This window comes from Enteroscipio rubneri (genome assembly GCF_963929405.1).
Taxonomy (GTDB): Bacteria; Actinomycetota; Coriobacteriia; order Coriobacteriales; family Eggerthellaceae; genus Enteroscipio; species Enteroscipio rubneri.
Genome location: NZ_CAWVIN010000001.1, coordinates 441,567 through 455,806, shown reverse-complemented (window position 1 = coordinate 455,806; position 14,240 = coordinate 441,567). Strand labels below are relative to the sequence as shown.

Below are 14,240 nucleotides of genomic sequence, written 5' to 3'. Positions count from 1 at the left end.
AACCCGCACGTCGGCGGTCATTTGCAAGATGGCTGATACAATTTGTCCATAATCCTCTTGCACTCGCCCGGAAAAATCCGTATACTTCCACCTTGCGCCTTGGTGGGTGTAGTTCAGTTGGCTAGAACGCCAGATTGTGGCTCTGGAGGTCGTGGGTTCAAGTCCCATCATCCACCCCAGCGCGCTTTTTTGAAAACAGTGCTTGCGCGAACCTCGTACATGCACTAAAATAGCAAATCGCTTTGCGCATCATGCGCGACGAGCACCGGACCGTTAGCTTAGTTGGTAGAGCAGGGGACTCTTAATCCCAAGGTCGTAGGTTCGAATCCTACACGGTCCACCATCGAAACCGCAGGCCAGAGGGTTGAACCTCTGGCTTTTTTGTTTTCTGGAGCCGGTTTAAGGGCCTGCGATCCCATCGCAGGCCCTGAGGCTTCCCTACCCGCGTGCGAGCTTGCGGGCGCCGAAGTACGTCACGGCGAAGTACACGCCGTACACCGCGAGGAACGCTCCGGCGCAGGCGAGCGCCATCGAGGTGATGTCGAGGTGCCCGAACACGGCCACGACGTCGGTGACCACCACGAGCGCGCACGCGGAATGCGCCACCGCCAGCAGCAGCGGGAACAGGAAGTACACGAGCACCTGGGCGAACAGCGCCCCGTCGATCATGCGCTCGGGAGCGCCCAGCTTGCGCAGCAGCCCGTAGCGCTGCGCGTTGTCGGACGCGTCGGACAGCTGCTGGATGGCCAGGATGGCCGCGCAGGCGATGACCAGCACGAAACCGAGGTAGATGGCCAGGTACGCCACGATGGTTGAGAGGCTGATGCTCTGGTCGAAGACATCGGCGCGCGTCATGGACAGCGTTACCGGCCAGGTGTCGGGGTTGTCGGTATCCGACACGGCGTCCATCATCTCGCCGAACGCGGCCTCGTCCTCGTCGCTTCCGCACTGCACGTTGAGGATGGATTGGAGGATCATCGAGCCGGCCGACACGGCCTCGTCGGGCACCACGAGCGTGCCCGTGTTCATGGGAAACGGCGTGGTCTGCAGGCAATCGTCCCGGAATTGGGCCACGCGCAGGTCGTGCCCTCCCACGGACAGCTCGGTGCCGCGTTCCACCACGTCGCGGTAGAACCCGCTCGTGATGTCGGAGTCGCTGAAAACGGCGCACTCCCCCGCGCCCAATTCGAGCCCCGGCCGTCCCGCCAGCTCGAGCGTCGCGTTCACCTGCGACAGCTTCGCCACGTACACGGGGTACGCGCCGTAGCCGCTGTTGATGGACGCGCCCGCGTAGTCGGCCAGCACAAGACCGCTCGCGCGCTCCACGTCGTCCAACACGAGGGCGTCGGCAGGGTCGACCAAGAGATCGACCTGCGCCATGGCGGACGCGACCGCATCGAAGTCGCCCGCGCCCACCGTCGTCACACTCGCGCGCAGCCCGGCCGCCATATCGTAGCCTTGCCGCTCGGCGAAGGCCCCGAAATCGCCCAGCTCGGCAGGCTGATAGCCCGCCTCGGCGTTGTACGAGCCGAACGAGGTGGACACGCTGGCACTGTAGTCGGTGCTCCGGTCCAGCGAGCCGTCGATGGCGTTGCGAATGCCGATGCCGCCGCACACGCTGGTGATGGCCAAAAACAGCACGAGGCACACCACCGACAGCGACGCGAAGGTGGTGTTCACCTTGGCGTTCAGCTGCCGCAACGTGAACATGTTGAGCCCCCGCAAGTACAGCGGACGGACGAGCTGCACGAGCTTCAGCAGAAAGCCCGACAGCGCGTAGAAGAACAGCACCGTGCCCAGGCACACGAGCAGCGTGGCCGCCGCGAATTCGGGCGAGGGCTCCATCAGCCCGTTGTCGATGAGCAGCTTGTACGACACGCCGATAGCCACGAGCGACGCCGCGAACAGGACGAGCGACAGCGGCAGGCTGGTCAGCCTCATCTCCTCGTTCTTGCTCTGCGCATGCAAAAGGTCGATGAGCTTCGCCCGCGCCACCGTGCGCGCGTTCAGCAGCGCGGCGACCAGGAAGATGGCCGCGAACACGATGGCGGTCTTCACAAGCGCGTCGGCCGAGAACACGAACGCGAACCCGCCGGCCTCGGCCACGTCGGCCTGGAACAGCGCGCTCGTGAGCTGCAGCAGCAGCTGCGACAGCCCGATGCCCACGACAAGGCCCACCGCAAGCGACGCGGCGCCCACGATGAGCGACTCGAGCGCCACGATCTTCACCACGTCGCCCGTGCTCATGCCCAAAGTGAGGTACACCCCGAACTCGCGCTTGCGCCGCTTGACAAGGAAGCTGTTCGCGTACACCACGAGAAACACGAGCACGAACGCGATGAACACCGACACGCCACCGATGACCATGCCCAGCAGCTCGAACATCTTATCCTGCGTCTCGGAGAACGCGAGCACGCCCTGCTGGGCCGTCATGGAGTTGAACGCGTAGAACACGGCCACCCCCAGCATGACCGTGAGGAAGTAGATGCCGAAGTCCGCGAGGGACTTGCGCACGTTGCCGAGCGCGAGCCTAGCAAGCATGGCGCGTCACCTCGTTCGAGGCGGCCTCGTCCTCGCCCGCGCCACCCATGCTGGACACCACGTCCACGATCTTTCGGTAGAACGCCGCGCGTTCGGAGCCGTTGCGGCGCAGCTCGCCGAACAGGCCACCGTCCTTGATGAAGATGATGCGGTTACAGTAGCTGGCCGAGAACGAGTCGTGCGTGACCATGAGGATGGTGGACCCGCGCTCGTTGAGGTACGCGAGCGATTCGAGCAGCTGGCGCGCCGACCGCGAGTCGAGAGCGCCCGTGGGCTCGTCGGCCAGCACGAGGTGCGGGTGGGTCACCGTGGCGCGCGCCGCGGCCACGCGCTGCTTCTGGCCGCCGGACATTTGATAGGGGTACTTCTGCAGCACGTCCACGATGCCGAGCGCACGCGCCACCTCCTGCACGCGCGGATCGATCTCGCGCGCGGGAACGTTCTGAATGGTCAGCGCCAGCGCGATGTTCTCGTACGCCGTGAGCGTGTCGAGCAGGTTCGAATCCTGGAAGATGAACCCCAGATCCTCGCGGCGGAACTTCGCCAGCTCCTTGCCCGCAAGCTTCGTCACGTCGCGCCCGCCGACGTGGATGCTGCCGCTCGAGGGCACGTCGATGGTTGCCAGGCAGTTGAGCAGCGTCGATTTGCCCGACCCACTCGGACCCATGATGCCGGTGAACTCGCCGCGCGCCACCGCGAAACTCACGCGGTCGAGCGCCTGCGTCACGCTCGCGTCGCGCTTGCGGCCCTCGATGCCGTAACGCTTGCCGAGGGCGCGCACCTCCACCACGGTGTCGGGGCGGACGGCCTGCTCGCCGTGCTTTCCTGCTGACATGGTTTCTCTCCTCGCTCTTCCGGGCCCAACCGGGGCCGCGCGCCGCAGCGCCGGCGCCGGTCGGGCCGCTCTCGGTTATGCCTCCTCCCAAGCTTAAAGGGGCGGCCTTACGCCTTCCCGCCCTGCTCCTTGCATTTTCCTTACCCGACCTTGCGCCGACCTTACGATCGCGCAAGGTCGGCCGCATGCCGGGGCGTTTGTGCTTTAATGGTGAGCGAAGAGAAAGGGGCGGCCGTGACGGTGGACGGGTACGGCATGGTGGAGCGGCACGTGCGCGACAAGCGCATCTTGCTTGTGGACGACGAGGCGGAGCTGGCCGGCATGGTGGCGGCCATCCTGCACGGCGCGGGGTTCTCGGCCGTGGACCGGGTGGGGAGCGGCGCGGAGGCGCTCACGGCCATCGACGCGCGCGCCGCCTCGCCCGAGGACGCTTACCAGCTGTTCGTACTGGACGTCATGATGCCCGGCATGGACGGGTTCGACCTGCTCGCGCGCATCCGCGAGCGCCCCGCCTGCGCCTCCGTCCCTGCGCTGTTCCTCACGGCCAAGGACGAGCCCTTCGACCGCGTGAGCGGTCTCGCCCTGGGTGCGGACGACTACATCGCCAAGCCGTTTCTGCCCCAGGAACTCGTGCTGCGCATCGCCGCGGTGCTCAGGCGCTGCTACGCGCAGGAGAGCCCGCTGCTGGAGCTGGACGCATGCCGCGTGAACTTCGCCACGGCCGAGGTGGAGCGCGCCGACGGGAGCACGGTGCTGCTCACCGCCAAGGAGCACGAGATACTGAGCGTGCTGGCGCGCAACGCCGGGCGCATCGTGACCATCGACGCGCTGTGCGAGGCGTGCTGGGGCACGTCGTTCGGCTACGAGAACTCGCTCATGGCGCACATCCGCCGCCTGCGCGAGAAGATAGAGGCCAATCCGTCCAAGCCTGTGTCGCTTGTGACCATAAAGGGCCTGGGCTACAAGCTGGCGGGGCGCTGAACCCATGGGACGGCGCCGCGGCCGCGCTGGCCGCGCGGCGAAGACCAGCTTCCCGCGCTTCTTCACCAAGCAGTTGTTGGCGTTCTTGCTGCTGGCTTTCGCGGTGGTGGTCGTGGACTTCTTCCTGTACCTGCTCATCGCCTTCAACGAGTCGGAGAGGAACTTCAACGACGGCACGCCCGCCACCACCGTGCGCGTCGTGGACGCGGCGCTCGCGCGACAGGAGGACGGCTCCTGGTCGCTTGCGCCGGACGGCGCCGAGGCGCTGGGTGAGCAGGGGGCGTGGGCACTGCTCGTGGACGGTGCGGGCGCGATAGCGTGGGAGCGCGACGCGCCCAGCGACGTGCCGCGCACGCTCTCGCCGGCCGACGCGGCCATGGCTGCGCACTACGGCAGTGTGGCCGACTACCCCGCCTTCTTCTGGAACCGCGACGACGGCCTGCTGGTGGTGGGGTTCCCGAAGGGCACGTACTGGCACATGGGCATGACGTACCCCGTCTCCGCCATCCGCAACCTGCCGCTGTACGTGCTGCTGCTCTTCACCGTCGACCTGGCCATCTTCTTCACGGTGTACCTGGTGTCGCGCCGGCGCACGCAGCGTGCCGTGGCGCCGATCTTGGACGCGCTGGACGGCCTGTCGGAGGGCCGCCCGTCCACGCTGCGCCTCAGGGGCGACCTGCGCGATGTGGGCGAGCGAATCACGGAAGCCTCCGCCCTCATCGAGCAGAAGGACGCGGCGCGGGCGAACTGGATCCGCGGCGTGTCGCACGACATCCGCACGCCGCTCTCCATGATCCTGGGGTACGCCGACGCCGTGGCGTCCGACGGGCGGGCGCCCGAGGAGGTGCGCGCACAGGCCGCCGTCATCCGCACGCAGGGCCTGCGCATAGCCGACCTCGTGACCGACCTGAACACAGCCTCGCGGCTCGACTACGACATGCAGCCGCTCGACCTGGGGCGCATCCACGTGGCGAAGCTGCTGCGCACCGTGGTGGCCGCGCACGTGAACGACGGGATGGACGAGGCACACCCGCTGGCGCTGGAGGTGGACGCGGACGCGGCCGAGGCCGTGGTGCTGGGCGACGAGCGCCTGCTGACGCGCGCCGTCGAGAACGCGCTGGCGAACGCCCGTGTGCACAACGAGAGCGGCTGCAACGTGTCCATCCGGCTGTCGGTGCGCGGGGACCGCGGCGGGGAGAGGGCGTCGGGGGGCGTTGGGAGCGCATCGGGCGGGTTCGCCGTGATGCGCGTAGCCGACGACGGCGCGGGCATCTCGCGCGAGGGCCTGGCGGCGCTCGAGGCCCGCCTAGCCCGCTCCCGCACGGCAAGGAGTGCGGCGGGCTGCGCCGCGGGGGCTTTCGACTCCAGCGCCGCCTCCGAGCACGGCCTGGGCCTCGTGCTGGTGGACCGCATCGCCCGCGCCCATGGCGGCGCGCTCGCGCTGGAGGGCGCGCCCGGCGAGGGCTTCGCCGTGGAGATCGCGCTGCCGCTGGCGTAGCAGGGCCTGTACCCGCGCCGCTACACGCCCTGCACGCCGATGCCGATAAGGCCCGGGCCGGTGTGCACCACCAGCACGGGGCTGATCTGCCCTTCATACCAGGCGTCCGCGTGCGCCACGCGCCCGCCCAGCTCGGCGCGCACCTCGGCGGCCTCCGCGGCCGCGTCGCCGTTCACTACAGCCATGGTGACGCGCTCGAATCGGGAGGCGAACTTCTCGGCTGCGCCCATGGCCTTCTTGAGCGACTGGCGGCGGCCCTTCGCCTTCGACACCGTCACGTACACGCCCTGATCGTTGCAGGTGATGACCGGGCGCATGTCCAGCATGCTGCCCACGGCGTACGTCACGTTCCCGATGCGCCCGCCTTTATGCAGGTACTCCAACGTGTCCACGCAGAAGAACACCTTGGTATTCTCTACGATACTCGCAGCCTCCCTGCGGACATCATCAAGCGACGCCCCCTCGGCCAGCAGCCTCGCCAGCGCGAGTGCCACGAGCCCCGCCCCCATGCCAATATTCTTCGTATCCACGACTTCGCATGTGAGCAATGCCATACCGGCCGTCTCCGAGCGCATGAGGTCATAGGTCGCCGATAAGCCGCTCGATATGGTCACGATCACCGCTTCGCGGTATCCGTCGGCAACCACCTGGTTGAGCACGTCCCGAGCAACTGCGGGAGTGGGCGTGGACGTCGAAGGCACCTCGTCCGCGAATCGATCGTACACTTGCTGAGGCGTGATAGTCACCTTGTCGAGAAAACTCTCGTTCGCATAGTTCACTTGCAGGGGAACAACGTACATACCGTACCGATCGATATCCTCCGGCGGCACATCTGTGCATGAGTCTACGATAAGCGCGATGCGATTGGCGTCCATGGGCTATCCTTGCTTTCGATCACGAGGTTTCCTCGTATTTAAAACCAACTTATAAATTGTTGATAACCTTGTCAAGGGTTTATTGAAATTGACGCACAAAACCTCTCTTGGTATGATCGTGTGCGATCGCAAGCAGCTCGGACGGAGGATGATCAACCATGGACGACATAAGCGCATCGGCGAGAGCACAAGAGCTTGCCTCGCTGCATCTACCCCGCTTCCACGAGATTCCGCACATCGACCTCTACATGGATCAGCTCGTCGGTCTGCTCGAAGACGCGCTTACGCCGCTTTACGGGCCTGACGAGAAAGCGCTCACGCGCTCGATGGTGAACAACTACGTGAAGCAAGGCGTCCTGCCAGCCGTAAGCTCAAAGCGCTACACGCGCTCGCATGTCGCCTACCTCGTCGTCATCGGCACGCTCAAGCAGACCTTTTCCATCGGCGAGATAGAACGTCTTATCCATGCTCAGATCGCGAGCTTCGACACCCAGGTGGCATACGACTATTTCTGCGATGCGCTGGAAGACGCCTTGCGCGCGCTGTTCTCGCCGAACCCCACAAGCCCCCGCGGCCTTGTCGGTGGCTCGTCCAAGGGCGATTTCGAGCGCGACCTCGTCCTCGCCTCGACCGCCTCTGTCGCCTACACGCTCTACATCAAGACAAGCATCGCGCTGCTGCGCTCGATTTAGACTCGCTCGAGCAGCAGCGCCCAACCAGCATATCGTTCCGAGCGCGGTCGGGGACACGTCTTTGTTTCCTCTTCGAAACTCTCAATCATCCCGAGCATCAGCGGGGTTCTCGTCGGGTACAATACATCAATCGGACGGCCGAAGGACAGCGAAGGAGGAACGCCTAGGTGGAAGCGCTCGTACTTGCCTTGCTCATGCTTGCCGCAATCCTTCTTTCTTCCGTCATCGACCAGCTTGTCCCGAAGATATCCTCTCCTCTCATCCAGATTGCGCTCGGCTTGCTGATCGCTTTATTCGCGCCGTCACAAATCCAGATCAACCTTGATCCCGACCTGTTCCTCGTGCTGTTCATCGCGCCGCTGCTTTTCGACGAAGCGAAAAACATTGACAAGAAGGCTCTCTGGGCGAACCGAAGCCCCGTCCTGTCGCTCGCCATAGGCCTGGTGATGGTCACGGCTTTGATCGTAGGGTTCTCCGTACACTGGCTTGAGCCTTCGATCCCGCTCGCCGCCGCCTTCGCACTCGGAGCAGCCATCGGGCCAACCGATGCGATCGCTGTCGCGTCTCTACCGAAAGATGCGAACATCGCTCCGCGCGACAAGAGCATCCTCGAGGCCGAATCCATCCTCAACGACGCATCGGGCATCGTCTCGTTCCAGTTCGCCCTAGCCGCCGTGACTACGGGCACCTTTTCGCTTCTGAACGCTTCGGCAAACTTTGCGATCAGTTTTTTAGGAGGCATCCTGATCGGCGTCGCACTCGGACTGCTCGGCAATGTCTTCGTGCGACGCGTGCGCTCCTGGGGTCTTGAGAACACGACGTTTCATGTGCTGTTCGAGTTGTTCGTTCCCTTTATCGTCTATCTTGTGGCGAACACACTCGGCACGAGTGGCATCATCGCAGTCGTAGCGGCAGGCATTCTGAACGTCGTTTCTCCGCGCGCAATGAGCCCTTCCATCTCGCGCATGAACATCGTCTCGTCAAGCGTGTGGCGCGTGGTGTCATTCGCTTTGAACGGATTCGTATTTGTGCTCCTTGGAACCCAGCTTCCTCGTGTGATGCAGCAGTCATGGGACGACGTGAGCATTAACAACGGCGTGCTTATCGGCTACGTGCTTCTCATCGTGCTCATATCCTACATCGTACGTTTCGTTTGGCTCTGCGTGATGGATCGCTTGCGCAACCGCAAGCTGCCGCAGGACGAGCGCACAAACTGGCGCAAAAGCTTGCGTTCCTGGCTGATCATGACGCTCGGCGGGCCAAAGGGCACCATCACGCTCGCCGTCGTCCTTACCATCCCCTACACCATCTCCTACGGCGACCCGCTCGCGGTCGTGCGCTTTCCCCAGCGTGACCTCATAATCTTCCTCGCTTGTGGAGTTATCGTCGTCACGCTGCTCATCGCCACGTTCATCGTTCCCCTCATCGCCTCCCGAAACGAATCCGCAGAAGCCGACGAGCCCTGCGACGAAACGCAAGTGAGGCTTGACATCCTGCGCACGGTCATCGAAGAGCTGGCCGCACGCCAGACTATCGAAAACCGCGCGGCCACCCAGACCGTCATCCACTCCTATAACGAGCGCATAGCCCGCATCAAAGATCATCACGACATAGAGGACGAACCCATCACGGGGCTGCGCCTCAAAGCGATCGACTGGGAGCGCGAATACGTACTCGACCTCATCGAGAGCGGAAAGACGAGCCCCCTGGTAGGCTATCAGTACCTGGGACGACTTTCGCATGCTGAAAACCTCATCGAGCACCATGCTGGACGTTTTTCGCTCCAACACTCCTCGCATCGCCTGCGGATCCTACTGCGCTCAACCTGGCATCGCATCCTCAGCGGCCTGCCAGGTTTCTCCCCCACCGACCACGCGCAGGAAAGCCGCCAACTCCAACTTGCTGGCACCGAGTACGTTATCGGGAAGCTCCAGACCATGCTCACCTCGCCGGAATGCGATGAGCCGGCCGAGAACGTGAGCTCGCTTGTGATGGAATACCAACGCACGGTTTCCATGCTGCGCAGCGCGAATCCCTCCATTACGGCATTCACAAGGACAGCTGACAAGGCGATCGAGATTGAGCGGTTGGGCTTGCAGCTGGAACTCGAGCAGATCCAATCGCGCTACGAGGAAGGAGACCTTTGCCGCGCGGAGGCAAAGCGGATGCGCGAGAACGTAAACCTGATGCAGCTCGATCTCGAAGACAACGTGTGACAGGATGAACCTTTCTCGGTTGCGCCGAACTTCGCGAATTATAGGCACAACCTGACAGCAGCGTCCGTCGCAAAGAAGCGCAGTGGCCGCTCGACATCGAGTCGAGCGGCCACTTTGAAAGGCATCTGTCAACCAGAGGATTATAGGCTTTCCGGCACTTTCCTAAGCGCCGAGTCTCCTCTACATCTTCGCCGGCGCGCTCACGCCCAACAAGTCGAGCGACTTCGCCAGCACGATGCGGGTGGCGTCCACCAGCGCGAGACGCGCATCGCGCACAGCCGGTTCCTCGCCGATGACGTGACAGTTCGTGTAGAAGGAGTGGAACAGCGCTGCCAAGTCCTGCGCGTAGTGCGTCAGGCGAAACGCGGCGCGGTCGCGGGCGGCCTGGGCCACAAGCGGACCGAAGTCGTCCATCTTGCGCATGAGCGCCAGCTCAGACTCGTGCGTGAGCGGCGAGAGGTCCACGTCGGCGGGAATCACCTTCGCAGCCAGCTCGTCCATGCTCATCTCGCCGGCCTCGGCAGCCGCGGCGTCGGCCGGTTCGGCCGCCTTGCGCAGGATGGAGCAGATGCGCGCATGCGCGTACTGCACGTAGTACACCGGGTTCGACGCGTCCTTCTTCTTCGCCACCTCGATGTCGAAGTCGATGGGCTGGTCGGAGGACTTCGCCAGCATGAGGTAGCGGGTCGCGTCCACGCCCACCTCGTCGATGAGCTCCTCGAACGTGATCATCTCGCCGGTGCGCTTGGACATGCGCACGGCCTCGCCGTCGCGGAACAGGTTCACCAGCTGGCCGAGCATGATCTCGAGCGCGCCGGGCCAGCCCCAGGCCGCGAGCATGGCCTCACAGCGGGCGATGTAGCCGTGGTGGTCGGCGCCCCAGATGTTGATGAGGTGGTCGAAGCCGCGCTCCATCTTGTTGTAGTGGTAGGCCACGTCGCTCATGAAGTACGTCATCTCGCCGTTGGCCTTGATGAGCACGCGGTCCTTCTCGTCGCCGAACGCGCTCGACTTGAACCAGGTGGCGCCGTCCTCGACGTAGATGTAGCCCTTCTCGTCCATGGCCTCGAGACTGCGGTCGACCGCGCTCTTGCCGGTCTCGTCGGGCACGTACAGGCTGCGCTCGGAGAACCAGCACTCGAATGTGGTGCCGAAGCGCTCGGTGACGCGGTGCTGCTCGGCCAGCTCGTAGGCGTAGGCGCGCTCGCGGAAGTTCTCCATGCGCTCCTTCGGGTCGGCGTCGAGCCACACGTCGCCGTCCTCGTCGATGATGGTCTGCGCGATGTCCTTCACGTAAGAGCCGGCGTAGCACGCCTCGGGCATCTCCACGTCGCGGCCGAGCAGCTGCTGGTAGCGCACGGCCACCGACTCGCCGAAGTTGTCCATCTGCGTGCCGGCGTCGTTGATGTAGAACTCCTCGAACACGTCGTAGCCCGCGTGGCGCATGACGCGCGCCGTGGCGTCACCGAGCGCGGCCCAGCGACCGTGACCCACGTGCAGGGGGCCGGTCGGGTTCGCCGATATGTACTCGAGGTTGATCTTGCGCTCGCCCTCCGGGATGGTGCCGCGGCCGAAGTCACCCTTCTCGGCGCGCACCTGGGCGGCCACGCCCTGCAGGGCCGACGGGGCCAGGCGAATGTTGATAAAGCCGGGACCGGCGATGTCCACGCTCTGCACGAGATCGTTCTCCGGCAGGTGGTCGACGATGATCTGGGCGATCTCGCGCGGGTTCTTCTTGGCGAGCTTGGCCGAGCGCATGGCCACGGTGGACGCCCAGTCGCCGTTGGCCTCGTCGCGCGGACGCTCGAGCGCCGCCTCGGGAGCCTGCTCGAGCTCGAGCGATCCGTCTTCGACTGCCGCAGCAATAGCTTGGTCGAAGACTTCTTCAAGTTGTTCGCGAATTTGCATGGTGAACGTCTTTCCTCGTGGATCTCGGGAGTGTATATGTCGAATGATTTTACCACCTTTTCGCAAGATGCAGCCGCATCGATCTAGCGATGGGCGCGACTTTGGCCGTTATGCAGAAAACGTACACATGACCTCGTGCAAGACTCAATTCATTGCGCGCTTCTGAAGATCCGCGTACCTAGAGACTATGGTATTGTAGGCAGTTGGCAGGCATACGCGACACGGTCGATGCAGTCACGCAATGAAAGGTGGTACGCTATGGGCCTAACGTTCGAGCAGGGGCGTTTCGAAGACGCGCGTTTCGTGCGAACGCGCGTCTTTATGATAGAGCAAGGATTCAAGAACGAATTCGACGAGATCGATGATGATCCTACAACCGTTCATCTCACGCTGTACCGCGACGGGAGGCTCGTCGGTTGTGCGCGAACGTTCCCCGATCCGAAACATGCCGATGATCCGGGACGCTGGGTGTTCGGCCGTTTGGCCGTACTGCCCGAGTCGCGCAAGAGCGGCCTCGGCGCCGCGCTCTTAGCGGAGTCGGAGCGTGTGGCGCGCGAAGCCGGCGCGACCGAGATGCATCTGCATTCTCAGTGTCACGTAACCGGGCTTTACGAACGCGCCGGATACGAGCGGTACGGCACCGAAGAGCTGGACGAGCACGTTCCTCACATCTGGATGAAAAAGCCGCTCTAGCCCGCTTCACCCACGTCTCGGGACAAACGCTCCGGCTGACCCGGTGAAGACCGCCGCTTTGTCCCTATCGTTTTCGGCGGCCTTCCTCGTCCGCCAGCCTCAGGCCGATACATGCAAAGGCCCCCGCGACTCAATGCGCGGGGGCCTTTGTGTACTGCGATGCCCCTTCAAAAACCTGTCCGGGAAGCACGCTGTCCGAGACGCTCGGTTACACTGCTCCTCCTGCGCCAGGGATGATTAGCATCGCTGCCGTAAGAATAACCGCGCACACGACGCCGAGGATGATGAACAGCACGCCACCGAACTTCAGCCATGTGGAGTACTCGATCTTCGCAAGAGCCAAGCCGCCCATGATGGCGCCGCTTGTCGGGGTGAACAGGTTCACCAGACCGTTGCCAGCGCTATAAATCATGATCATGACGTCAGGCGAGAATCCAAGCGAATTCGCCAGCGGGCCCATGATGGGCATGGACACGGTCGCCATGCCGGACGATGACGGGATGAGGAACGACAGCACGATATAGAGCAGGAACGACAACGGAGCGAAGATAACGGCCGACATGCCCGAGAGTGCCGCTGCCGCGTTCTCGAGAATCCACATATCCAGACCGGTCTCGCCCATGAGCACCGTGATGGAGCGGGCAAGCGCGATGATCAGCACAACGCTCATCATGTCCGCCGCGCCATTGATGAACGCTTTCACAAACCGGCTCTCAGACACACCGCCGATAACGCCGATGACCAGAGCCATGAGCAGGAACCAAGTCGATGCCTCGTCGAAGTACCACTGTCCCAGCGGAACGCCCGTCAGGAACGCGGACCAACCTTCGGAAATCTGCTCCTCGGTCGTCACCGTACCCTCGACGTCGCCGGTGAACGAAAGCTCTCCGCCGACCTCATTGTCGGTCCAGGCAGCCGAGATATCGTCGCCGGAAACTTGCTCGGTAACTTCCTCGGTAGCCGCACCCGCGTTGAAGATATCTACGCCGAAATCTTCCCACGGGATAAAGCTGACAATCATGACAACGAACGTCAGGGCGAACACGATCAACGACCACTTCTGACGCGCCGTCATCAGTTTCTCGTTCGGGTTGGCCTCGGCTTCGACAGCCTCTTGCTGAGCCTCGCCGAACTCTTCCTTCATAACCTCCTGCTCCTGCAGCGAGAGGATGGTCGAACCCTTGTTGGCTTTGACCTTCTTCGCGTAACGCATGACAAACAGAATGGAGATGACGAGCGTTACCAGCCACAGCACGACGCCGAGCATGATGATGGTGCCCTGATTGATGGCGATACCGGTGCCGGACAGCGAGTCAACAGCCGCACCGACAGCGAACGGGTTCACCGTCGAGCCCAGCACACCGCAGCCGGCGCCCAAAAGCACAACAGCCGCACCGACGACGCTGTCGAAGCCGGCAGCGACCATGGTTGCTGCGAGCAGCAGGTAGAACGGCACGGTTTCTTCGCACATACCATACGTGGTGCCGCCGATGGAGAAGATGAACATGAGGATGGGGATGAGCACAAGCTCGTTACCCTTCAGCTTCTTCACCAGCGCAGCGATGCCTGCATCAAGAGCGCCCGTCTCGGTCACGATTCCCAGGAATCCGCCCAAAATGAGGACGAAGAGACATACAGGAAGCGCATCGGTAAAGCCCTTGACGGGAGCGGTCGTCACATTGGCGATCGTCGCTCCCTCAACTCCTTCGACGCCTGCAAGCGACATCACCACGGTGACGACGGCAAGCACAACGAGGATAATCAGCAAAATGGTAAACGAAGAAATAGATCGTTTCTTTCTGCTTTTTTCTTTCGCGGTCATAAGACCCCTCCTTACCAGAGGATTGATAGTTGCGTGGTGCGTTCAAGAACCTGCGAGCGAACCGGCCGGAAGCATAACCGCGCGGCCCGCGAGCACCCCTAAAGACGTGCAAGGTCCACAAGGCGAAAGACGCCTTCTTCGTGCGGCGCATCCGCCGCCGCCCGTTCGAATGCGGAGCG

At 63.3% G+C, this 14,240-nt stretch carries 10 protein-coding genes and 2 tRNA genes; 7 read left to right on the top strand and 5 right to left on the bottom strand.

Annotated elements, in window-relative coordinates:
* Positions 1 to 102 precede the first annotated feature (102 nt).
* Together ABGT83_RS02030 and ABGT83_RS02025 are read left to right on the top strand one after the other, a co-directional pair.
* Positions 103 to 179, top strand: a tRNA-His gene (locus tag ABGT83_RS02030).
* 88 nt (positions 180 to 267) lie between these two features.
* A tRNA-Lys gene (locus ABGT83_RS02025) sits at positions 268 to 343 on the top strand.
* Between the two features lie 95 nt (positions 344 to 438).
* On the opposite strand, the gene ABGT83_RS02020 is transcribed toward ABGT83_RS02025, so the two are convergent.
* Together ABGT83_RS02020 and ABGT83_RS02015 are read right to left on the bottom strand one after the other, a co-directional pair.
* Entirely contained in the window at positions 439 to 2,541 is a 2,103-nt protein-coding gene (locus ABGT83_RS02020; protein ID WP_346685675.1) for an ABC transporter permease, read from the bottom strand.
* A complete protein-coding gene (locus tag ABGT83_RS02015; protein WP_346685674.1) occupies positions 2,531 to 3,376 on the bottom strand; it encodes an ABC transporter ATP-binding protein in 846 nt (281 codons plus the stop codon). The genes ABGT83_RS02020 and ABGT83_RS02015 overlap by 11 nt, the downstream gene beginning before the upstream one ends.
* Before the next feature lie 234 nt (positions 3,377 to 3,610).
* On the opposite strand from ABGT83_RS02015, the gene ABGT83_RS02010 reads away from it, so the two are divergent.
* Together ABGT83_RS02010 and ABGT83_RS02005 are read left to right on the top strand one after the other, a co-directional pair.
* A complete protein-coding gene (locus ABGT83_RS02010; RefSeq protein ID WP_428994599.1) occupies positions 3,611 to 4,357 on the top strand; it encodes a response regulator transcription factor in 747 nt (248 codons plus the stop codon).
* A 4-nt stretch (positions 4,358 to 4,361) separates the two neighbouring features.
* Positions 4,362 to 5,855 carry a sensor histidine kinase gene (locus tag ABGT83_RS02005; RefSeq protein ID WP_346685673.1) on the top strand — a complete coding sequence of 498 codons (1,494 nt, stop codon included), beginning with the start codon at positions 4,362 to 4,364 and terminating at the stop codon, positions 5,853 to 5,855.
* A gap of 20 nt (positions 5,856 to 5,875) precedes the next feature.
* Here the strand turns inward: ABGT83_RS02005 and ABGT83_RS02000 are convergent, their stop codons facing one another.
* A complete protein-coding gene (locus ABGT83_RS02000) occupies positions 5,876 to 6,730 on the bottom strand; it encodes a DegV family protein (protein WP_346685672.1) in 855 nt (284 codons plus the stop codon).
* A gap of 158 nt (positions 6,731 to 6,888) precedes the next feature.
* On the opposite strand from ABGT83_RS02000, the gene ABGT83_RS01995 reads away from it, so the two are divergent.
* Both ABGT83_RS01995 and ABGT83_RS01990 read left to right on the top strand, forming a co-directional pair.
* Positions 6,889 to 7,422 carry a DUF1836 domain-containing protein gene (locus ABGT83_RS01995; protein WP_346685671.1) on the top strand — a complete coding sequence of 178 codons (534 nt, stop codon included), beginning with the start codon at positions 6,889 to 6,891 and terminating at the stop codon, positions 7,420 to 7,422.
* A gap of 167 nt (positions 7,423 to 7,589) precedes the next feature.
* Entirely contained in the window at positions 7,590 to 9,638 is a 2,049-nt protein-coding gene (locus ABGT83_RS01990; protein ID WP_103265240.1) for a Na+/H+ antiporter, read from the top strand.
* A 180-nt stretch (positions 9,639 to 9,818) separates the two neighbouring features.
* On the opposite strand, the gene argS is transcribed toward ABGT83_RS01990, so the two are convergent.
* On the bottom strand, positions 9,819 to 11,546 hold the full coding sequence (argS, locus tag ABGT83_RS01985; protein WP_346685670.1) for an arginine--tRNA ligase: 1,728 nt from the start codon (positions 11,544 to 11,546) through the stop codon (positions 9,819 to 9,821).
* Between the two features lie 258 nt (positions 11,547 to 11,804).
* Here argS and ABGT83_RS01980 point away from each other — a divergent pair, with 258 nt between their 5' ends.
* Positions 11,805 to 12,239, top strand: a complete 435-nt coding sequence (locus ABGT83_RS01980; protein WP_103265242.1) for a GNAT family N-acetyltransferase — start codon at positions 11,805 to 11,807, stop codon at positions 12,237 to 12,239.
* Positions 12,240 to 12,447: 208 nt separating this feature from the next.
* Here the strand turns inward: ABGT83_RS01980 and ABGT83_RS01975 are convergent, their stop codons facing one another.
* Positions 12,448 to 14,061 carry a YfcC family protein gene (locus ABGT83_RS01975; RefSeq protein ID WP_103265243.1) on the bottom strand — a complete coding sequence of 538 codons (1,614 nt, stop codon included), beginning with the start codon at positions 14,059 to 14,061 and terminating at the stop codon, positions 12,448 to 12,450.
* Between the last annotated feature and the right edge of the window lie 179 nt (positions 14,062 to 14,240).

Coding starts and splice junctions, on each gene's coding strand:
- ABGT83_RS02020 (WP_346685675.1), bottom strand. CDS start 2,541: ATGCTTGCTAGGCTCGCGCTCGGCAACGTGCGCAAGTCCCTCGCGGAC.
- ABGT83_RS02015 (WP_346685674.1), bottom strand. CDS start 3,376: ATGTCAGCAGGAAAGCACGGCGAGCAGGCCGTCCGCCCCGACACCGTG.
- ABGT83_RS02005 (WP_346685673.1), top strand. CDS start 4,362: ATGGGACGGCGCCGCGGCCGCGCTGGCCGCGCGGCGAAGACCAGCTTC.
- ABGT83_RS02000 (WP_346685672.1), bottom strand. CDS start 6,730: ATGGACGCCAATCGCATCGCGCTTATCGTAGACTCATGCACAGATGTG.
- ABGT83_RS01995 (WP_346685671.1), top strand. CDS start 6,889: ATGGACGACATAAGCGCATCGGCGAGAGCACAAGAGCTTGCCTCGCTG.
- argS (WP_346685670.1), bottom strand. CDS start 11,546: ATGCAAATTCGCGAACAACTTGAAGAAGTCTTCGACCAAGCTATTGCT.
- ABGT83_RS01980 (WP_103265242.1), top strand. CDS start 11,805: ATGGGCCTAACGTTCGAGCAGGGGCGTTTCGAAGACGCGCGTTTCGTG.
- ABGT83_RS01975 (WP_103265243.1), bottom strand. CDS start 14,061: ATGACCGCGAAAGAAAAAAGCAGAAAGAAACGATCTATTTCTTCGTTT.